Below are 21,163 nucleotides of genomic sequence, written 5' to 3'. Positions count from 1 at the left end.
CAATACCCTGTTTTCCTCGCAGCCAAAGCGAATGCCGCATAGATGAAAACACAGCCATACAGCGTCATAAATCAGATTACACTATAAGGAAAAGAATGAAAAAAATGGTATAAATCACCGGCAGAACGATATATTTCAGTAACTTTGCTCTTCAAATCAAAAAAACGATATAGTATGGAAACTACCAGACAGAACAAAATAGCCCGCCTGCTCCAAAAGGAGTTGAGCGACATCTTCTTGTTGCAGACCAAATCCATGCCCGGCATACTGATTTCGGTCAGCGCCGTACGCATCAGTCCCGATATGAGCGTGGCACGCGCCTACCTCAGTGTTTTCCCCTCGGAAAAGAGCGAGGAAATCATCAAGAACGTCAATGCGAACATGAAGTCCATCCGCTTTGAGTTGGGAACCCGTGTACGTCACCAGCTTCGCATCATTCCCGAACTGAAGTTCTTCGTGGACGACTCACTGGATTATCTGGAAAGAATCGACGAATTGCTTGGGAACCAGTAGATAGCGATTAGTGGTTAGTGATTAGTGATTAATGTAAATGAGTGGCTTTTATCACTAACCACTAACCGCTAACCACTAACCACTAACCGCTAACCACTAATCACTAACCGCTAATCACTCCCCATGAACCTTCCTTTTTTTATAGCCCGCCGCTATCTCTTCTCCAAGAAGAAGCACAATGCTATCAACATCATATCCGGCATATCGGTATGCGGGGTGGCGTTAGCTACATTGGCGCTGGTGTGCACGCTGTCCGTATTCAACGGGTTTCAGGATATGGTGGCGGGATTCTTCACGGCTTTCGACCCGGAACTGAAAATCACCGTTCGGGAGGGAAAGGTGTTCGACCCGCTCGAATCGCGCGTGCAGCAAGTACGCGCCCTGCCCGAAATAGATATCTGGACGGAAACGCTGGAAGAAAACGCGATGGTACAGTACAAAGACCGTCAGGCAATGGCGGTTATCAAAGGCGTAGAGGACAACTTCGAGCAACTGACGTCCATAGACAGCCTGCTGTACGGTACGGGGGAGTTTATACTGAACGATTCCGTCGTGGACTACGGGTTTATGGGGGTGGAACTGGTGTCCGAACTGGGTACGGGGATTCAGTTTGTCGACCCGCTGCGGGTGTACGCGCCCAAAAGGAACGTACGCGTCAACATCGCCAATCCGTCGGCGGCTTTCAATCAGGACTATCTGTTTTCACCGGGAGCGGTGTTTGTCGTCAACCAGCAGAAGTACGACGCGCGTTATATCCTTACATCGCTGAGCTTTGCGCGACGCCTGTTCAACTATGATACGGAAGTTTCCGCCATCGAACTGAAACTGAAACCGGGCAGCAACACCAATGCCGTACAAAAGAAAATGGAACGCATGCTGGGCGACCGTTTCACTGTGCAGAACCGCTACGAGCAGCAAGCCGATGTATTCCGCATCATGGAGATTGAGAAACTCATCTCGTACCTGTTCCTTACCTTTATCCTTACGATTGCCTGTTTCAATGTCATCGGCTCGCTGTCCATGCTGATACTGGACAAGCGCGAGGATGCGGAAACACTGCGTAATCTGGGCGCCGACGACCGGCTGATTGCCCGTATCTTCCTTTTTGAAGGGCGGTTGATTTCAGTATTCGGAGCCATTGCCGGAATTGCGCTGGGACTGCTGCTGTGCTTCCTGCAACAGCGTTTCGGACTGATATCCCTGGGCGGCGGTAACGGAAGTTTTGTTGTGGACGCCTATCCGGTGAGCGTGCATGCGACGGACATCATACTGGTATTTATAACGGTTATCACCGTCGGATTCCTTTCGGTATGGTATCCGGTGCGGTACCTGAGCAAGCGGCTGCTTAAAAAATAAAAGCATCATCCCCCTTCACCCGCGAATCCCCATGAACAGTATGATACAAAGGGATTGTGAAAGTGAAGGGGGATGATGCAAACTTATTATTTCTTACGTATAATCGTCAGTCCGTCCCGCAACGGGAGTATAACTTTCTCCACACGATTGTCTGCGGCCACCAAATCATTGAAAGCTTTTATGCCGATAGTCTGCAAGTCTGTGCGGTGCGGTTGTTCTTCGAGTACGTGTCCGTCCCACAAGGTATTGTCGGCTATGATATAGCCTCCTTCCGAAAGACGCGCCAGCACCATTTCATAATAATCGATGTAACGGCGCTTATCGCCGTCGATAAAAGTAAGGTCGAAAGTGATTCCCAACCGGGGCACAAGCTCCAAGGCGTCGCCTATATAGAACTTTATCTTACCGGCATAGGGCGAGTTCTCCAACCAGGGACGGGTGAAGTCTTCCTGCTCGTCATTGATTTCGAACGTGTGCAACATCCCATCGTCCGGCAGTCCCTCCGCCATGCAAAGCGCGGAATATCCGCTATATGTCCCGATTTCCAATATTTGGCGGGGACGTATCATCCTGACAAACATCTTGAGCATACGCCCCTGCAAATGTCCCGAAGCCATACGGGGATAAAGCAATTTAAGGTGCGTATCGCGATAAAGAGCCTTCAGATAGTCGCCCTCGTCGTCAATGTGGCGCAGGATGTATTCGTCTAATGTCATATAAATTGAGAATTGAGAATTGAGAATTAAAAAATAAATGCCTGTCAGCGGGCTATCATTTTTTAATTCTCAATTCTCAATTTATAATTTTACAAGTATCTGTTACTGTTCGGCAGCACACTGTCTTGAGCGTGTTTCAGAGCGTCTTCCACTACGTTGATTTCGAGGAAGGAAGTTTGCGTGCCGGCTTTACCGCTACTCAGGTAACCTACCATATCGGTGGGTTGCAGACGGCCTTCCTGAAGCAGGCGGCGGAGAGCGGCGAAGTAGTATTCCTGTCCGTTGGCAAGTTCGGGCATGTAGATGGCTTCCACGCCGTATGAAAGCGCCAGGTGACGCATGGTCTTTTCCTTATAACAGATGGCGAGCACCGGGTATTTGCCACGGAACGCGGCAAGGTTACGGGCGGTACGGCCGCTGTAACTGTCGGTGATGATGGCGCGGATCTTTAATTTCGTAGTGGCTTTTACCGCTTGCTTGGCGAGGAAGGCTGTTACGTCATTGCTGTTTTCGTCCAAAGGAATACGGATGTCGTTATCCGCCAGCTTGTCCTTTTCGGCTTGGGCGGCAACTTTCGTCATGGTCTTGACGGCTTCAACGGGATATTTGCCATAAGCGGTCTCGCCGCTCAGCATCAAGGCATCCGTGCGGTAGTAGATGGCGTTGGCGATGTCCGTAACTTCCGCACGGGTAGGACGCGGATTGGAAATCATGGTGTGGAGCATCTGCGTAGCGACAATCACCGGCTTCTTGGCCAGGATACACTTGCGGATCAGCAAACGCTGGATGCCCGGAATGCGTTCCTGCGGAACTTCGATACCCAGGTCGCCGCGGGCTATCATAACGCCGTCGGCCACTTCGAGAATCTCGTCGATATTGTCTACACCTTCCTGGTTCTCAATCTTGGCGATGATTCTGATGTCGCTGTTGTGAGCGTCGAGGATGGCTTTTATATCAAGAATATCCTGTCTGTTGCGTACGAAAGAGTGGGCAATGAAGTCGATGTCTTTCTCGATGGCGTAGAGGATATTGTTGCGGTCTTTTTCCGTCAGTGAAGGCAGGTTGATGCGTACTCCCGGCACGTTGACGCTCTTACGGCTGCCTAAGGTAGCCTCATTCTGTACCTCGCACAGGAGATAGTCCGCATTCTTTTCTATAACCACCAGTTCCAGGTCGCCGTCGTCGATGAGGATATGGCCGCCGATATTCAGGTCGTTTACAAAATTAGGGTAGGAAACGGAGATACATTCGCGGGTGGTCTGCAGGTCGGGATTGCCTACTACCTTTACACGGTCGCCTACCTTGAAGGGAACAGGCTCGGCGAGGACAGTCGTACGCACTTCGGGACCTTTCGTATCCATGAGGATGGCGATGCGGTTGGAAACCGTACGTACATTGGCTATCAGCTTCTCGAAGCCTTCGCGGCCCGCATGAGCCGTATTCATACGTACTACGTTCAGACCTGCGTCGAACAACTGTTTTATAAAATCAACATCGCAGCGCTGATCGGAAATCGTCGCAACGATTTTTGTCTGTTTTAATAACATAATCTTGTACCTAATTTTATATTAATGATGGGGTTATGAATGAAGAATTACGGATTGCCTCGCAGAAACGCCGTCCGCCCCGTCATTCATAATTAATAATTCATAATTCCTTTAACGCTTCCAATGCCAGACGGTAGGAGTTCAGCCCGAAGCCGCAAATAACACCCCGGCAGGCACAAGCTATCATGGATACGTGGCGAAACGCCTCTCGGGCATGTACATTAGAGATATGAACCTCAATCACCGGAGCGGTGACCGACCGGATCGCATCTTGCAGAGCAATGGACGTATGGGTGTAGGCACCCGCGTTCAGGATGATACCGTCCGCATCGAAACCCGCCTGCTGTATCTTGTCTATCAACTCTCCTTCGATGTTGGATTGAAAATAGTCTATCTGTACATCCGCATACTTTTTACGGAGTTCGGCAAGGTAGTCTTCAAAAGTAACACTGCCATAAATGGAAGGTTCACGTTTTCCCAACAGATTTATATTGGGGCCGTTAATAATCTGTATTCTCATAACACATTTTTTTATACCTTTGTCCACAGAGAACATTCTTTCAAGGTGCAAAGATAGGAAAAAGTAATGAAAGTAGAAGAGAAATCAGCGAATAAGGAAAAACGAGCGGTGATAATCAGGAAGTATCAGCAATATATCAGGCTGGAGAAGGCGCTTTCATCCAATACGTTCGATGCCTATATGACGGACTTACAGAAACTTCTGCACTTTCTGGACGGGGAGAACATAGACATTCCGGATGTTACGCCGGATGATTTGCAACGCTTCGCCGCAGGACTCCACGACATCGGCATACATCCCCGCTCCCAAGCCCGGATACTCTCCGGAATCAAGTCCTTCTTCCACTTTCTGGTGATTGCCGACTATCTGGAAGCCGACCCGAGCGAACTGCTGGAAGGCCCCAAAATAGGATTCAAGATACCGGAAGTACTCACCATAGAAGAAATCGACAGAATCATCTCCACCGTGGACATGGAGAAGAAAGAGGGACAACGCAACCGTGCCATTCTGGAGACGCTGTACAGCTGCGGGTTACGCGTGTCGGAACTGTGTAACCTGAAAATCTCCGACCTTTACTTCGAGGAAGGATTCATCAAGGTGGAAGGCAAAGGCAGCAAACAACGCCTGGTACCTATCTCCCCCCGCGCCATCAAAGAAATAAAGTATTGGTTTGCAGACCGTAACCTGGGAAAAATCAAGAAAGGATACGAAGATTACGTATTTCTGGCACGATGGGGCAATCGTATCTCCCGCATCATGGTGTTTCACATGATTAAAGAACTGGCGGAAAAGGCCGGCATCACCAAGAATATCAGCCCGCACACGTTCCGCCATTCCTTTGCCACCCATTTGCTGGAAGGCGGCGCCAATCTGCGGGCAATTCAGTGCATGTTGGGACATGAATCCATCGCCACCACGGAAATTTATACGCATATCGACCGGAACATGCTCCGAAGTGAAATTATCGAGCATCATCCCCGCAATATTAAATACCGGAAAGAGCATGGCGTTTATTAAATTATAATAAATGTGATAGTATTATTAACAAATTGCCAAGAGAATTAATATCTTTGCAAAGCTATATATATAGGAGTATAGCAACTAATTGTGAATGGACAAATTTCAATTACAAACAATTAATTTATATCTAAAATGACTAAAAAATTGTATCTGCCTTTGTTAGTGGCACTTGTTGCTGTTTTGACATCATGCAGCAGCAAAATGGGTGAACTGTCTTCTGACTATTTCACAGTGACTCCGCAAGTATTGGAAGCCGTGGGTGGCAAGGTACCTGCTACAATTAACGGTAAGTTCCCTGAAAAGTATTTCAAGAAAAATGCCGTAGTAGAGGTTACTCCGGTTTTGAAATGGGAAGGTGGCGAAGCTAAAGGTCAGCCTGCCGTATTCCAAGGCGAAAAAGTGGAAGGCAACGACCAGACTATCTCTTACAAAGCCGGCGGTAGCTACACAATGAAGACTTCTTTCGACTATGTTCCTGAAATGGCTAAATCCGAGCTGTACCTGGAATTCAAAGCCAAAGTCGGAAAGAAAGAAGTTACCATCCCTGCCGTAAAAGTAGCTGACGGTGTTATCTCTACTTCCGAATTGATCGGCCAGACTTTGGGCAGCGCTAACCCCGCTAACGGCGACGACGCTTTCCAACGTATAATCAAAGAAAAATATGATGCAAACATCATGTTCTTGATTCAACAGGCTAACGTTCGTGCAAGCGAATTGAAAACCGCTAAAGCATTCAACGAAGAAGTTAAGAATGTAAACGATGCAGCTAACAAGAAAATCAGTAACATCGAAATTTCCGCATACGCTTCTCCCGATGGTGGTGTTAAGCTGAATACGGGTCTGGCTGAAAATCGTCAGGACAACACTGCTAAAATCATCAACAGAGACTTGAAGAAAGGCAAAATCGAAGCTGCCGTAGATACTAAATACACTGCGCAAGACTGGGAAGGCTTCCAGGAATTGGTAAGCAAATCCAACATCCAAGACAAAGAGTTGATTCTCCGCGTATTGTCAATGTACTCTGATCCCGAACAAAGAGAACAGGAAATCAAAAACATCTCTTCTGTATACAAGACTTTGGCTGAAGAAATCCTTCCGCAACTGCGTCGTTCTCGTCTGACTTTGAACTACGACGTAATCGGTAAGTCTGACGAAGAAATCGCATCTTTGGCTGATAGCGACGCTAAGCAACTGAACATCGAAGAATTGCTGTATGCAACTACTTTGACTAACGATCCCGCCAAGCAAGAAGCTATCTTCATCAAAGCTACTCAAATCTACCCGAACGACTACCGTGCATACAATAACCTCGGTAAGTTGGCTTACCAAGCCGGCAACCTTGACAAAGCTGAAGGATATTTCAAGAAATCTCTTTCTATCAAGAATTCTGCCGAAGCTAACATGAACATGGGTCTTATCGCTCTGACTAAGGGTGACAAAGCCGCTGCCGAGTCTTACCTGGGTAAAGCTGCAGGCGCTAAAGAACTGAACGAAGCTTTGGGTAACCTGTATGTAGCTCAAGGTCAATATGACAGAGCCGTTAACGCATTTGGCGATACTAAGACTAACAGTGCAGCTTTGGCACAAATCCTCGCTAAGGATTACAACAAGGCTAAGAGCACATTGTCAAGCATTGCTAAACCGGACGCTTACACCGACTACCTGATGGCTGTTGTAGGCGCAAGAACCAACAACACTTCTATGGTAACCGATAACCTGAAGAAAGCTGTTGCTAAAGATTCTTCATTAGCTAAGAAAGCTGCTTCTGACTTGGAATTCTCCAAATACTTCACGAATGCAGACTTTATGAATATCATCAAATAATAAAGGTTATAAGATGAAAAGAAGTGCCCGGCATAGAAATATGTCGGGCATTTTTTTTTATTCACACCAAAAAGAACTACTTTCGCAGCAACGTATCAGAAGAAGAAAGCCGTATGAAGAATATTTATCTTGCATATTTCCTGATTATCATACTATCCGCTTGCGGTGGCAAGAGCTCCGACACTGCCAGTCTGAGCGGAGAAATCAAAGGGTTGGGAAATGACACCTTATATATATATGGTGCAGACGAAATGTACGACCGCATGGATACCCTGCTCGTTGAGAATGATAAATTCTCGGCAACGCTCTCTCCGGATACTTTAGTAGCTGCCTGGCTATTGTTTAACGACGGCAGTCGATACCCTTTCTTTATGGATAAGGGGAATACGATACATGTCAAAGGTTCTGCCGCCGAACTCAACAGCTTGGAGATAAGCGGAAACACGCCCAACGAAGAGTTAAGCGCTTTTCAAAAAGAGTTGAAAGGATTAGGCAAACCCTCTGAAAAGGTATTGGAAGAGAAAGCCGGCAAGTTTATTAATGAGCATCATTCCTCTTTAGCCAGCATCTACCTGCTGGATAAGTATTTCGTACAGAAAGAAAAGCCGGACTATACCCAAATTAAGAAGTTGACCGAGCACATGACGGGAGAATTGAAAGATCGTCCCTATATCGATGAATTGCTCGACCGCATTCAGGAAGAAGAGAAAGCCGGTATCGGAAAAACAACCGCTTACTTCCGCCTGCCCAATGCCAAAGGAAAACAGATAACCCGTTCTAACTTCAAAGACCAATACCTGTTAATACATTTCTGGGCTTCCTGGGATACCGTGAGCCGTGACAGTAATGCCGTTTACCGCAGAATCTATAAGAAAGAACAAAAGAACAAGAAGTTTGCCCTCTTAGGAGTTTCCTTAGACATCAATAAAGACAATTGGCAAAAAGCGATTGAAACAGACACCCTGAAATGGGAGCAGACATGTGACCTTTCCGGCTGGAATACCGAGTTTGTGAAACAACTCGCCATAAAAGCTCTGCCTGCCAATATACTGCTCAGCCCCTCCGGAAGAATAGAAGGAAAGAACCTGAGCGGAACGGCTATCGAGAAGAAACTGAAAGACATAGAAGAACAAGAGAAGAAAGAGAAAGAAAGGAAAAGAAAGCGATAACTTTTCCATTAGTAATCACTAAACGCTAATCACTAAACACTTAATTACGTGCTCATCAAAGTTTTTGGAGCGGCTGTTCAAGGTATTGATGCAACCCTCATCACTATCGAAGTCAACAGTTCCAGAGGCTGTATGTTCTATCTTGTAGGTTTACCGGACTCCGCTGTCAAGGAAAGCCACCAACGCATTATCTCCGCATTGCAAGTAAACGGCTACCGGATGCCGACAAGCAATATCGTCATTAACATGGCTCCGGCGGATATCCGTAAAGAGGGTTCCGCTTATGACTTACCATTGGCTATCGGCATGCTGGGCGCCAGTGAAGTTATTCAATCGGATAAAACAGACCGTTATCTGATAATGGGAGAACTAAGCCTGGACGGTAGTCTGCAACCCATTAAAGGAGCGCTTCCCATTGCCATAAAAGCGAGAGAACTCGGCTTCGAGGGAATCATTATTCCAAAACAAAACACGCGGGAAGCCGCTGTTGTAAACAATCTGCAGGTTTATGGAGCGGAGAACCTGAAAGAGGTTATCGAATTCTTCAATGGTAAACAGGAATTAAAACCGGTACATATCGACACCCGTAAAGAGTTTTATACCCGGCAGAACAGCTTCGACCTGGATTTCTCCGATGTAAAAGGACAGGAGAACGCGAAACGCGCATTAGAGGTAGCCGCCGCAGGCGGACACAATATTCTTCTGGTAGGCGCTCCGGGCAGCGGAAAGTCCATGCTTGCCAAACGTCTCCCCTCTATACTGCCGCCATTATCATTAGGCGAAAGCCTTGAAACGACCAAGATACACTCTGTTGCAGGAAAGTTGGGACAGGAAGGCGGGCTTATTTCCAAACGTCCGTTTCGTGATCCGCACCATACCATCTCCACGGTAGCCATGACAGGCGGCGGAAGTTTCCCGCAACCGGGAGAAATCAGCCTGGCGCATAACGGCGTCTTGTTCCTCGACGAGCTTCCGGAGTTCAACCGGAATGTGCTCGAAGTATTACGACAACCTCTGGAAGACCGGAAAATTACCATTTCCCGCGTAAAATGCAATGTGGAATTTCCCGCCAGCTTTACGCTCGCAGCATCCATGAATCCCTGTCCCTGCGGATATTACAATCATCCCACCAAAGCCTGTGTGTGTAGTCCGGGGCAGGTACAGAAATATCTTAACCGTATCTCAGGACCTTTGCTCGACCGTATCGACCTGCAAATCGAAGTTATTCCCGTGCCCTTTGAGAAAATGTCCGATGCACGCCCCGGCGAGTCAAGTGCCGATATCCGTGAACGCGTAGTGCGTGCACGGCAACTTCAATCCGAAAGATATTCCGAAGTTCCCGGCATATATTGCAATGCACAGATGAACAGTAAATTACTCGCCCGCTATGCCCGTCCTGACGATAATGGTCTTGCCCTGCTAAAAACAGCCATGAACCGCTTCAATCTCTCGGCACGTGCGTACGACCGTATTCTAAAAGTCTCACGCACTATTGCCGACCTTGAAGGATGTGAACTGATACAACCGTCGCATCTGGCCGAAGCGATCGGATACAGAAACCTGGATAGGGAAGATTGGGCGGGATAACTCCCCAAGAGAAAAGCCGGGTAACAGACAACTCCATTAAGGATGAAGCCTGTCGAGATGGCAGAAAAGCAGCTCGCCTTTATTATCACGCAAATGCATGCCATTGCCCTCGCAATAGCGGAAAAGGCTGCAATCGGCGCATAGGCCTTTCTTCATCCATTCCCGGTTACGGAAAGATTGAAAACGATTCTCCCACACATCCATAAAGTCATCGCGATAAATGTTACCCTGATGATAGTCGCTACGGATGCTCGGACAGGCGGATATGGCTCCGTCCGCCAATATAGAGCCGACACTGATTCCGGCATTGCAAGAAAAGAAACCGTCACGAACCTCACCTTCATATCTGCCTAAGAAACCCTCACAACCATAGCTTGCGTGCATCTTACCCTCTTTCCGGATACGCTTGATGAACTCCATAATACCTGTAAACTCATCATTGCTCAACTGAAACTCCGGATGTGATGCGGCACGTCCCATCGGAAAAATGGTAAACAAACGCCATTGCCGGACACCTATATGATAAAGAGATGTTTTCAATTCATCCAGATACGGATAGTTACGGTGATTGACACATGTCACCACATCCCACACCAGCTCGGGCTCATGCACCAACATCTTAATCGCCTCCACAGCCCTTCCGTAACTTTCCGGATGACCGCGCAACCAATTATGCTCCTGCTCAAAACCGTCCAAACTGATGGTTATGGAATGGAGCCCGGCAGCCATCAACCGCTCCAAACGTCTGCCGGTAAGGTAAAGGCCGTTGGAAACAATTCCCCAGGGATAGCCGCGTCTGTAGAGCTCCAACCCTACTTCTTCCAGGTCTTCCCTCATCAGCGGTTCTCCACCGGTCATGATAATGCTTACTTCGTTCGGATTGATATGCGGAGTGATGGAATCGACAGCCCGTAAAAAATCGGCAGCCGGCATATCCTTTATATCCGGCATCCGCCTGCAATCGCTGCCGCAATGCTTACAGTGCAAATTACAACGTAAGGTGCATTCCCAAAAGAGCTGCCTCAACGGATGCAGCTCTTTCAGGTTATTACGCATCTTACGCGCGATTTCCAGCGCCAAACGTTTACGAACAGAAAGGACTCCCACCGGTTTTATTTTTCTTTCTTCTTCAATTCAAAGTTTACTTCTTTATTATCTTTTCCTTCATACCAGCCGCTCCCGCCTGTCGGATTCATCTTAATATCCATCGAGTCGGCTTCGTATGCTCCCGTAAGGTCTTCGCAAACAACACGGAAGTTTTGATAGCCCGTTATGGTGTTCTGATAAAGATATTCTCCGTTTTCTTTCGTATAGACCGTATCGGATGAAACAACACGGGTACGAGAGTTATCGGTTTGGGGAACCATATTCTTCACGAGAATCCTGGCGTCGGATACAACCTGCCTGTCTTCTCCCATCACCTTTCCTTTGATTTCATATTTGGCATAAGGAGTACCGTACTCACATCTCCCCGTACCTGTACTGTTTTCATCGCAAGACGTGAAACCCAGCAGAACCAACGCACCGGACATCATGCCGTTGCACATCCGGAGCCATTGCTTTTTTCTTTTCTTCATAGCGTGTCATAGTCTAAGTTATGTACTATAAACGTCTATCCGAACAGAATACTGCACAACAACCCCTACTTTTAACAAAAAGTTAGTTCTTTTCTATTCTGATACGGGCGTCTACCGCTATTACATACTTTTCTGTTGCCAACAGCGGATTAATATCCATTTCCTTAATCTCCGTAGCAAAACGCAACAGGGTAGACAAGCGCACAATGATTTCGGCGAACTTATCCTCATTCACTCCTTCCTGCCCGCGCGTGCCTTTTATAATCTTATAGGCGCGCAACGAACGAATCATAGAGTAGGCTTCCTCGTAAGACAAAGGAGCCAGACCGGAAGATACGTCTTTCAGCACCTCCACAAAGATACCGCCTAAACCGCAAAGCACTACATGGCCGAATTTCTCTTCGTACTTCGCACCGATAAAGAGTTCCGTTCCTTTCAGCATCGGCTGCACCATAATACCCGTTACTTCAGGAATCTGCATCATGCGTTCAAACTCCAATGCCAGATGCTGTTCGCTCTTTATATTCAATACCACTCCGCCTACATCGGATTTATGCACAGGCCCCACCACTTTCGCCACCACCGGGAATCCGGCACGGCGGGCAAAGGCCAGCGCTTCTTCCTTATTAGCGGATACAAACTCCTCTACCACAGGAATACCTGCAGAATGTAACAATGCCTGCACATAATGCGGTTCGATATAGCCGTCTCCCGGAATAGAATCTATGATACGGCGGATGCGCGGAACATCCACTCCAAAAAGCTCTATTTCATTATTCGCCGGCTTCGACGCATTCACAATGCGCGACAATGCCGTACCCAACGTTACTTCATCGGCAAAGTTCACATGGCCTTTAGCGAGGAAAGCGGCAACCTCGGCTCCTGCCGTATTAATAGACGGGAGAATAGGGAATATCGGTTTCTTGCAGGTCTGCATCTTCTCATGCAGCACATCATACATTTCGAACATGGTAACCAGACCCGGAGTGCCGAAAATAGCCATTACCGCATCCACATTATCAAACTTTTCCTCACAGTATTCCAGACAAAGGCGCAAATGCTCAGGCGTACCCGTAGCCAGAATGTCTATCGGATTTCCAACGGCAGCCCCCGGAAAGAGCTTGCTTTTCAACTCTTCGGCAAGCTCGCCTTCCAACTTCGGCACATTCAACCCGCCTTTACTCAAGGCATCGGTCAACATCACACCCGGTCCGCCCGCATGGGTAATAATGGCAAAGTTCTTTCCTTTCAGTTCCGGCAAAGTGAAAATACACCCTACCGTAGTCAGTTCCTCCCGAGAATAGCAACGTACGATACCCGCTTTACGGAACAGAGCCTCCACCGCCGAATCGGAACTGGCGATAGCTCCCGTATGCGAGGATGCCGCACGACTGCCGCTCTCACTGCTGCCGGATTTAATGGCCGCAATCTTGCATCCCTTCTTTATCAGCGAAGAAGCATGGAACAGCAATCTGTCAGGATCGCTTATACTTTCGATATAAAGCAGTTTTATCTTGGAGTCTTTTTCCGAATCGAAATGCTCGTCCATATATTGCAGCACATCTTCTACTCCGATCTGCTTGGCATTGCCCACAGACCATACGGAATTGAACTGCAGCCCTTTTGTAACCGCACTCTCCAGAATAAACACCGCAGTCGCTCCGGAGCTGGATATCAAATCGACGCCTTGCGGATGCAGATTGGGGATGGGTTGACTGAACACGCTATGATGCCACGTATTCATCAATCCGATACAATTGGGACCTATCAGCGAAGCGCCGTACCGATTCGCCGTTTCCAGAATACGGTCTTCCAAAAGCGCGCCCTCATGCGTTTCCTCACCAAATCCGGCCGAAAGGATAATGAACGCACGTACCCGCTTCTCAGAAGCAAGCAACTCTACCGCATCGGGACAAAGAACGGCGGGAATAGCAAGGATAGCAAGGTCCGTATCGGGAATATCCTTTACATCGGCATAGGCCTGTACGCCTTGCACTTCAGTCTCTTTCGGATTCACCGCCCGCAGTTCTCCGGTATAACCGCCATGAATCAAATTCTTCAAGATAGCCCCGCCGGGTTTATGTACATTGTTGGAAGCTCCCACCACCACAATACTGGCAGGATGCAGCAATTGGCTTGTTATCATAGTCTGTTCATATTAGTATAGTACGACAATCGTACAAATATACAATTTATATGCATAACGGCAAGAAGATAATCTTTTAATATTACTTCTTCTTTACTCTTTCAAAGACGGAAGGTTCCGGGCAAGAAGTATATATTCCTCTTTTTGTAGGTTTGAGAGAAAACCGTTATCTTTGCACATCTTAAAAGCGTTCATAACAAAAGAGATACATATATACAATGGAAAAGAAATTCAAGCGTACCACCGTGACATCGGCACTGCCCTATGCCAACGGCCCCGTTCATATCGGACATCTGGCAGGGGTTTATGTACCTGCCGACATCTATGTCCGCTACCTGAGACTGAAAAAAGAAGATGTGGTCTTTATCGGCGGCTCCGACGAACACGGAGTGCCCATCACCATCCGCGCCAAGAAAGAAGGAATTACACCGCAAGATGTAGTAGACCGCTATCATACGCTTATCAAGAAGTCTTTTGAAGAATTCGGCATTTCGTTCGATGTGTACAGCCGTACCACCTCAAAGACACATCACGACACTGCTTCCGAGTTTTTCCGCAAACTGTACGACAAAGGCGAATTCATTGAAAAGACCAGCATGCAGTACTACGATGAGGAAGCCAAGACTTTCCTTGCCGACCGTTACATCACCGGCGAATGCCCTCACTGCCACGCAGAAGGCGCTTACGGCGACCAATGCGAAAAGTGCGGTACAAGCCTCAGCCCTACCGACCTGATTAATCCGAAAAGCGCCATCAGCGGCAGCCAACCCGTAATGCGCGAAACCAAACACTGGTATCTGCCCCTCGACAAACATGAAGCATGGCTGCGCCAGTGGATATTGGAAGACCATAAAGAATGGCGTCCCAACGTGTACGGCCAATGTAAAAGCTGGCTCGACATGGGCTTGCAGCCGCGTGCCGTAAGCCGCGACCTGGACTGGGGTATTCCCGTTCCGGTGGAAGGCGCCGAAGGCAAAGTGCTTTACGTATGGTTCGACGCTCCCATCGGCTACATCAGCAATACCAAAGAATTGCTGCCCGATTCTTGGGAAAAATGGTGGAAAGACCCTGAAACACGTCTGGTTCATTTCATCGGAAAAGACAATATCGTATTCCACTGCATCGTATTCCCCGCCATGTTGAAAGCGGAAGGCAGTTATATCCTACCCGACAACGTGCCCAGCAACGAATTCCTGAATCTGGAAGGAGATAAGATTTCCACTTCCCGCAACTGGGCCGTATGGTTGCATGAATATCTAGCAGAATTCCCCGGCAAGCAGGACGTGCTGCGCTACGTGCTCACCGCCAATGCTCCGGAAACAAAAGACAACGACTTTACCTGGAAAGACTTCCAGGCACGCAATAACAACGAATTGGTAGCCGTATACGGTAACTTCGTAAACCGCGCCCTGCAACTCACCAAGAAGTACTTCGACGGTGTAGTACCTGCTGCCGGCGAACTGAACGATTACGACCGCGAAACGCTGAAAGAGTTTGCTGACGTAAAAGAAGAAGTGGAAAAGCTGCTTGACGTATTCAAATTCCGTGACGCACAGAAGGAAGCCATGAACCTGGCGCGTATCGGTAATAAGTACCTGGCAGATACAGAACCTTGGAAACTTGCCAAGACAGACATGCCGCGCGTAGCTACCATTCTGAATATCTCCCTGCAACTGGTTGCCAACCTTGCCATCGCTTTCGAACCGTTCCTGCCGTTCAGCAGCGAAAAGCTCCGTAAGATGTTGAACATGGACAGTTTCGACTGGGCAGAACTCGGCCATACAGACCTGCTGCCCGCCGGACACCGACTGGCAACCCCCGAGCTGTTGTTCGAGAAGATTGAGGACGATGTTATCCAGGCACAGGTAGACAAACTGCTCGCTACCAAGAAAGCGAACGAAGCAGCCGGCTACAAGGCAAATCCTATCAAACCCGTCATCTCATTCGAAGACTTTGAGAAATTGGATATCCGCGTAGGAACCGTATTGGAATGCGAAGCCGTACCTAAGATGAAGAAACTGTTGAAGTTCAAGATTGCCGACGGACTGGAAAACCGTACTATCGTCAGCGGTATTGCCCAGCACTACCGACCGGAAGAGCTGGTAGGCAAGCAGGTACTGTTCATCGCCAACCTGGCTCCCCGTCAATTCAAGAACGGACTGGTGAGTGAAGGTATGATACTTTCTGCCGAAAACTATGACGGCTCACTGGCTGTAACCTCATTGTTACGCGAAGTAAAGCCCGGTAGTGAAGTAAAATAATCCATATGAGTGAGCCTTCACTGAAACAACGAACAATAGGAGCATTGCTCTGGAACTTGCTGGACCGTATGGGCCAGCAAGTTTTGTTGTTTATTGTCGGTGTCCTCGTAGCCAACATACTCTCCGTTGAAGACTATGCATTGGTAGGAATGCTCGCCATTTTCAGCGCAATTGCCAATATCGTACTGGACAGCGGGTTCAGCGCCGCTTTAATCCGCAAGCAGGACGCTACCGAAACAGACTATAATTCTGTATTCTATTTCAACATCTTCATCAGTGCCTGCCTTTATCTGCTGTTATTCGTCTGCTCTCCGCTCATCGCCGGATTCTTCAACCAGCCTTTACTGACAGACCTTGCCAGGGTTATTTTCCTTGCGCTTCCCTTTAACTCGCTAAGTCTTATACAAACCACTTTACTCAACAAGCAAGTCAGCTTTAAAATTCTAACCAAGATTAATCTCATCGCCCTTACGGCATCCGGCATCGGTTCGCTTGCCATGGCATATGGCGGTATGGGAGTATGGACGCTGGCGTGGCAACCCGTTATACTGGCCTTCCTGCGTACCGTCCTTTTATGGTTCTTCAATAAATGGCGGCCTCAACTATTGTTCAGTATAAGTCACATCAAGGAATTATTCGGCTTTTCTTCCAATCTGCTGCTTGCCGGTCTGGTAAACTCCATTTTTACCAATATCTATTCGGTAGCTATCGGTAAATTATATCCGCCCGTTCAATTAGGATATTATTCACAAGGAAACAAGTTCAGCCTGATGGTAATCAGCTCGGTCTACTCCAGCCTGCAGACAGCTACTTACCCCATATTCTCGCATATCCAGAACGACAAAGAAAGAAGTCTGCGTTCTTATCGCAAGACGATACGCTTTACCGCTTTCCTCACGTTCCCCCTTATGACAGGCATGGTATCCGTAGCCTATCCGTTTATCGCACTGATACTGAAAGCGGAATGGATGGGTTGTGTGCCTTTTTTTCAACTGACCTGCCTGGCAGGAATCTTCACCATTCTGAGTACCGTCAACCAAAACTTTGCCAAAGTGCAGGGGCGCTCGGACCTTATCTTCAAACTGGAAATAGCACGTACCCTGCTGATTATAGCCTGCCTGGCAGCCAGCCTGAAGCAAAGCGCGCTTATCATGGTAGCTTGTCTGGCACTTACCCAGATATTGATTTACCTGATCAGTATCGTTGTCATCGGAAAGGCCGTAGGGTATAGCTGGCTGAAACAGATAAAGGATATTACCCCTTACGCCGTTCTCTCCGTAATCATGTGGGGAATACTGCTGATACCGGACTGCTTCCTGACGGAAAATTATCTGCTGCTTCCTGTGAAAATCGTTATCGGTATTCTGTTCTATTATGGAATCAACCGGATATTAGGCTCCGCAATCTTGGATGAAGCCATCCGGTTAGTATTAAAACGAAAAAGCGACTGATTATGGAAAAGACCGTGAAAGTCAGCGTCATTATGCTGGCATATAATATTGAGAATTATATAGAGATTGCCATCAAAGGCGTATTAAGCCAAAAGACCGACTACCCCGTTGAGCTAATCATAGGTGAGGACCGCAGTACCGACCGTACCTACGAAATATGCAAGCGATACCAGGAAAAGTATCCGGAGCTCATCACCGTGATACGGCACGAAAAGAACCTGGGCTACCAGCGCAATTATATGGAGACCTACAAACATTGCCGCGGTGAATACGTCGCCGTTTGCGACGGTGACGATTATTGGTTTGACAGACGCAAGTTACAGCGTGCTACCGATTTTCTGGACACCCACAGTCAGTTCGCAATATGTTTCCACAGGGTAGTCAACTACTATGAGGAGGACGGAAGCAAGAGCCTGTCCAACGGACATCAAAGGAAAATCACCACCATCTCCGACCTTGCCGAAAGCAATTATATTACCAACTCTTCATCCGTATTCCGAAGATGTTACTATCCGGAAATGCCCGAATGGTTTGCCAAGTTCACTTCATGCGACTACGCCCTGCATCTGCTGAATGCACAACATGGGAATATCTATTATTTCGGCAAACCCATGGCCGTATACCGCAAACACAGCAAAGGGATATGGAGCGAAACCGGCATGGACAGGAGACTGGACATCGCACTTACCACCAGAGAGTTCCTTTTGGACTACTTCAAAGACAGACGTACGGATGTATACAACGGACTACGGCAGGCACATGCCAATATATGCCTGAATCTCATCCGTTATTATATCAGTTCCGGACAACCGCAACGAATAGAGGAAGCGGAACAGCGCCTGCTGAAATACCAGCCGCAATGGACGTTGAACGATGTGAAACGGCAGGAGACATTACGCCCCCGGCAAGCCGGAAAGAGAATAAAAGCGCAAATCGGGAAAATGCTGACATGGGGAAGAGAAACCGTTTCACGATACATACCGCTTCCCCGCGTCAACACAGAGATATGACATACATATTCCGGTTATAAGAAACGCTCTATGACAGTCTGCAAGCGTCCGTTGTCCGCCAGCAGTTTCTCCACAAACTCGCGAAAAGCTCCATAACCGCCGTGTGCGGTCGTTACATACTTTACTTCGCGTTTTATATATTCAGGCGTATTGCCGGGAGAAGCGCTGTAACCCACCAAGCGCAACAGCGGCAAATCATTCAAGTCATCACCGATAAAGGCAACTTCACCCAATGAAATACCTAACTCGCGACACAGTTCCTCAGCCTGTGCCACTTTATCCTTGACTCCCAGATAGCAATAGTTGATTTTCAACTTATCGGCACGTTTCCGGACAATTTGCGTATCCTCACCGGTCATAATAGCCACAGGTATATCCAATTCGCGCAGAAAAATCACTCCCCAACCATCTTTCACGGAAAAACGTTTCATAACGTCTCCTTCGGCAGTATAATACATTCCGCCGTCAGTCCAGACACCGTCAATATCAGTAATCACTAATTTCGGTAGCATACCTATCATATTTAAGATTAAGAAATAAGAATATCCATCAACCGCGCTCCCCCAGCCTACCGCGTTTCCCATCACGATAACCGTCCCAAAGCGCTTTCCATTTAGCAATCTTCCGCTTTTCATACAAAAGCACAAAGATAATCCGTTTATATAAATGATAACGCAAATGGGCTTTCAGGTTCAAACTTTCAGGATAGAGTTTGTGAAGCACCATACCATTACGCACATTATAATAAGTACGTGCCGGAGGATATTCGTTCGGGAAAACCTCCTTACCCAATAAGCGGTGTTTCTTCTTCTGATATCCCAAATCGTGCTGCAACAGGATACTTTTGAAACAAACCGTCCGCACGCCTCTGCGTGCCGCACGCCAGCAATACTCACAATCAATGCCCCACACAAATAGTTCTTCCATAAAAACACCCAGCTCTTCAAACAGGCCGACGGGATAAACAGTACCGGAAGTCATGGCTGAAGAAACCTCATCGACAGTATCCGTCACGGGATAAAGAGAGGACTGCCGGGATTTTATAAAATAATTCACGGAGAAAATAATCCGCTTATTCTCTCCATACTCTTGAATGGCTGTTATATAACGCCGGAAATCGCCTTGCAGAAAAAAACTATCCTGATCCAGCGTCAGCAGATGCGTATATCCATACTCACGGGCATAAGCCACGGCATCATTCAACGCAGCACCGATGCCTACATTCCGGCCGCATCCCCTGTACTCCAAGCGTTCCGGATGACTGATATCCGGCAAAGGCAGCCGCTCTTGCCCGTCTCCGGGCGTATTATCCCATAACAGCAATTTATCCACCTGTGACAGATAGCTGTCGATATTCCCGGCTAAATCTTTACCGGGATGATAGAGAACAACAACAGCCAGCAGTCTCATTCCTCAATCAATGAAGAATAAATAATCTCGTTACGCGGTATCTCTTTCCGTACCCGGCGGCCTACCACCTTATCACGCTCCGCCCACTTAAAGCCATCGCCCGGACTAAGCAGGTGGATATCCTCTTCCGTAATAATATCTCCGGGATGCAGCGCCTTATTCGTGGCGATGGAACGTTCCAGTTTCACTTTGGCTGCAGAGACGGCGGAGTCGATATACAGTTCCTCCCTGCCCAACCAGTGCTCGGCGATACGAATATCACGAATCATGCGGTTTACGCCATCCGGCCCTAAAGAACCTTGCTGGTCTGTTCCTTTCATGCGACGGTCGATGGTGACGTGCTTCTCTATAATCTCCGCACCCATTCCTACGGCAACCACCGGGGCTGCGATGCCAATGGTATGGTCGGAAAAGCCGATATGATACTGTCCGTAATGCCGTTTCAGATAGGTTATCGTTTTCAGATTCAGATTGTCGGGCCGGGTGGGATACTGCGATACGCAGTGCAGTATGGATATATCGCTGTGATAACGGGTGATAACATCCAATGCGTCATCCAGCTCCTTCTTACCCGCCATACCGGTAGAAAGGATGATAGGTATCTTGGTTTCGGCCATGACTTCCAGCAACGGCAGGTTGGTAAGATCACGGCTGGCCACTTTCAGGCGGTCGGGCGTAAAGAGTTTCAATAAAGACATACAACCTTTTGAGCACAGAGTTTCCACGAAATCCATTCCCAATGACTTGGCATGCCTGTAAACTTCAAAATGTTCTTCATCCGTCAGCTCCAAACAGGCGCGGTGCTCGCCATAAGTGCGTCCAAAAGAGTGGGGAGAGTCGTACGGACGGTTCATCTGCGAATCGGTCAACTCTTCATTCAAATCCCGTTTGGTCATCTTTACCGCATCCATAGGACGAAGTTCGAGATTAAAGACTTCTTCGCGTACGGGACGTGACACCAAATCGACAATCAATTTGGCTATATCGACGGAGCCGTTATGGTTCTGTCCGATTTCTCCGATAATATATGTACTCTTCATTTATATAATAAATTTA

At 47.8% G+C, this 21,163-nt stretch carries 18 protein-coding genes; 9 read left to right on the top strand and 9 right to left on the bottom strand.

Annotation, left to right across the window (positions count from 1 at the left end; translation table 11 throughout):
- Positions 1-174: 174 nt before the first annotated feature.
- Both rbfA and I2F54_RS01165 read left to right on the top strand, forming a co-directional pair.
- Entirely contained in the window at positions 175-513 is a 339-nt protein-coding gene (gene rbfA, locus I2F54_RS01170) for a 30S ribosome-binding factor RbfA (protein WP_009122145.1), read from the top strand.
- Between the two features lie 123 nt (positions 514-636).
- On the top strand, positions 637-1,869 hold the full coding sequence (locus I2F54_RS01165) for an FtsX-like permease family protein (protein ID WP_009122144.1): 1,233 nt from the start codon (positions 637-639) through the stop codon (positions 1,867-1,869).
- Between the two features lie 86 nt (positions 1,870-1,955).
- Here the strand turns inward: I2F54_RS01165 and I2F54_RS01160 are convergent, their stop codons facing one another.
- The 3 genes from I2F54_RS01160 to aroQ all read right to left on the bottom strand — a co-directional run bounded on the left by I2F54_RS01160 (position 1,956) and on the right by aroQ (position 4,652).
- Positions 1,956-2,585 carry an O-methyltransferase gene (locus I2F54_RS01160; RefSeq protein ID WP_195500350.1) on the bottom strand — a complete coding sequence of 210 codons (630 nt, stop codon included), beginning with the start codon at positions 2,583-2,585 and terminating at the stop codon, positions 1,956-1,958.
- 89 nt (positions 2,586-2,674) lie between these two features.
- Entirely contained in the window at positions 2,675-4,132 is a 1,458-nt protein-coding gene (pyk, locus tag I2F54_RS01155) for a pyruvate kinase (protein WP_087412126.1), read from the bottom strand.
- Between the two features lie 100 nt (positions 4,133-4,232).
- Complete coding sequence (gene aroQ, locus I2F54_RS01150; protein ID WP_022218518.1) at positions 4,233-4,652, bottom strand: type II 3-dehydroquinate dehydratase; 420 nt, start codon at positions 4,650-4,652, stop codon at positions 4,233-4,235.
- A 66-nt stretch (positions 4,653-4,718) separates the two neighbouring features.
- Between aroQ and xerD the strand changes: the two genes are divergently transcribed.
- The 4 genes from xerD (at position 4,719) to I2F54_RS01130 (ending at position 10,252) form a co-directional block, all read left to right on the top strand.
- Positions 4,719-5,669 carry a site-specific tyrosine recombinase XerD gene (gene xerD / locus I2F54_RS01145; RefSeq protein ID WP_009122140.1) on the top strand — a complete coding sequence of 317 codons (951 nt, stop codon included), beginning with the start codon at positions 4,719-4,721 and terminating at the stop codon, positions 5,667-5,669.
- Positions 5,670-5,804: 135 nt separating this feature from the next.
- On the top strand, positions 5,805-7,496 hold the full coding sequence (locus tag I2F54_RS01140) for a tetratricopeptide repeat protein (RefSeq protein ID WP_022218520.1): 1,692 nt from the start codon (positions 5,805-5,807) through the stop codon (positions 7,494-7,496).
- A gap of 113 nt (positions 7,497-7,609) precedes the next feature.
- On the top strand, positions 7,610-8,665 hold the full coding sequence (locus I2F54_RS01135) for a TlpA disulfide reductase family protein (RefSeq protein WP_195500349.1): 1,056 nt from the start codon (positions 7,610-7,612) through the stop codon (positions 8,663-8,665).
- Between the two features lie 48 nt (positions 8,666-8,713).
- Positions 8,714-10,252 carry a YifB family Mg chelatase-like AAA ATPase gene (locus I2F54_RS01130; RefSeq protein ID WP_195500348.1) on the top strand — a complete coding sequence of 513 codons (1,539 nt, stop codon included), beginning with the start codon at positions 8,714-8,716 and terminating at the stop codon, positions 10,250-10,252.
- 36 nt (positions 10,253-10,288) lie between these two features.
- On the opposite strand, the gene I2F54_RS01125 is transcribed toward I2F54_RS01130, so the two are convergent.
- The 3 genes from I2F54_RS01125 to I2F54_RS01115 form a co-directional block, all read right to left on the bottom strand.
- Positions 10,289-11,359 (bottom strand): TIGR04133 family radical SAM/SPASM protein, encoded by a 1,071-nt coding sequence (locus I2F54_RS01125; RefSeq protein ID WP_195500347.1) that lies wholly within the window; start codon positions 11,357-11,359, stop codon positions 10,289-10,291.
- A 5-nt stretch (positions 11,360-11,364) separates the two neighbouring features.
- Entirely contained in the window at positions 11,365-11,829 is a 465-nt protein-coding gene (locus I2F54_RS01120) for a radical SAM-associated putative lipoprotein (protein ID WP_195500346.1), read from the bottom strand.
- A gap of 82 nt (positions 11,830-11,911) precedes the next feature.
- The gene (locus tag I2F54_RS01115; RefSeq protein ID WP_195500345.1) at positions 11,912-13,975 is read right to left on the bottom strand and encodes an acetate--CoA ligase family protein; all 2,064 of its coding nucleotides are present in this window, start codon (positions 13,973-13,975) and stop codon (positions 11,912-11,914) included.
- 218 nt (positions 13,976-14,193) lie between these two features.
- Here I2F54_RS01115 and metG point away from each other — a divergent pair, with 218 nt between their 5' ends.
- From metG to I2F54_RS01100, 3 genes are read left to right on the top strand one after another with little or no spacing between them, the layout of a single operon-like run.
- Complete coding sequence (metG, locus tag I2F54_RS01110) at positions 14,194-16,236, top strand: methionine--tRNA ligase (protein WP_087425398.1); 2,043 nt, start codon at positions 14,194-14,196, stop codon at positions 16,234-16,236.
- A gap of 5 nt (positions 16,237-16,241) precedes the next feature.
- The gene (locus I2F54_RS01105; protein ID WP_087425397.1) at positions 16,242-17,687 is read left to right on the top strand and encodes a lipopolysaccharide biosynthesis protein; all 1,446 of its coding nucleotides are present in this window, start codon (positions 16,242-16,244) and stop codon (positions 17,685-17,687) included.
- Between the two features lie 2 nt (positions 17,688-17,689).
- Complete coding sequence (locus I2F54_RS01100) at positions 17,690-18,697, top strand: glycosyltransferase (RefSeq protein WP_009122130.1); 1,008 nt, start codon at positions 17,690-17,692, stop codon at positions 18,695-18,697.
- 14 nt (positions 18,698-18,711) lie between these two features.
- Here I2F54_RS01100 and I2F54_RS01095 read toward each other — a convergent pair whose 3' ends face one another.
- Genes I2F54_RS01095 through I2F54_RS01085 form a run of 3 tightly spaced genes read right to left on the bottom strand, consistent with a single transcriptional unit; the run spans position 18,712 to position 21,147 of the window.
- Complete coding sequence (locus I2F54_RS01095; protein WP_022218528.1) at positions 18,712-19,209, bottom strand: KdsC family phosphatase; 498 nt, start codon at positions 19,207-19,209, stop codon at positions 18,712-18,714.
- Between the two features lie 37 nt (positions 19,210-19,246).
- Positions 19,247-20,107, bottom strand: a complete 861-nt coding sequence (locus I2F54_RS01090; RefSeq protein ID WP_087425395.1) for a glycosyltransferase family protein — start codon at positions 20,105-20,107, stop codon at positions 19,247-19,249.
- Complete coding sequence (locus I2F54_RS01085; RefSeq protein WP_118045307.1) at positions 20,104-21,147, bottom strand: N-acetylneuraminate synthase family protein; 1,044 nt, start codon at positions 21,145-21,147, stop codon at positions 20,104-20,106. Before I2F54_RS01085 ends, I2F54_RS01090 begins: the two co-directional genes overlap by 4 nt.
- Between the last annotated feature and the right edge of the window lie 16 nt (positions 21,148-21,163).

The sequence above is a fragment of the Bacteroides clarus genome, assembly GCF_015555825.1.
GTDB classification, from domain to species: domain Bacteria; phylum Bacteroidota; class Bacteroidia; order Bacteroidales; family Bacteroidaceae; genus Bacteroides; species Bacteroides clarus.
The sequence above is the reverse complement of the archived record's forward strand: the minus strand, read 5'-3'. Positions and strand labels throughout refer to the sequence as shown.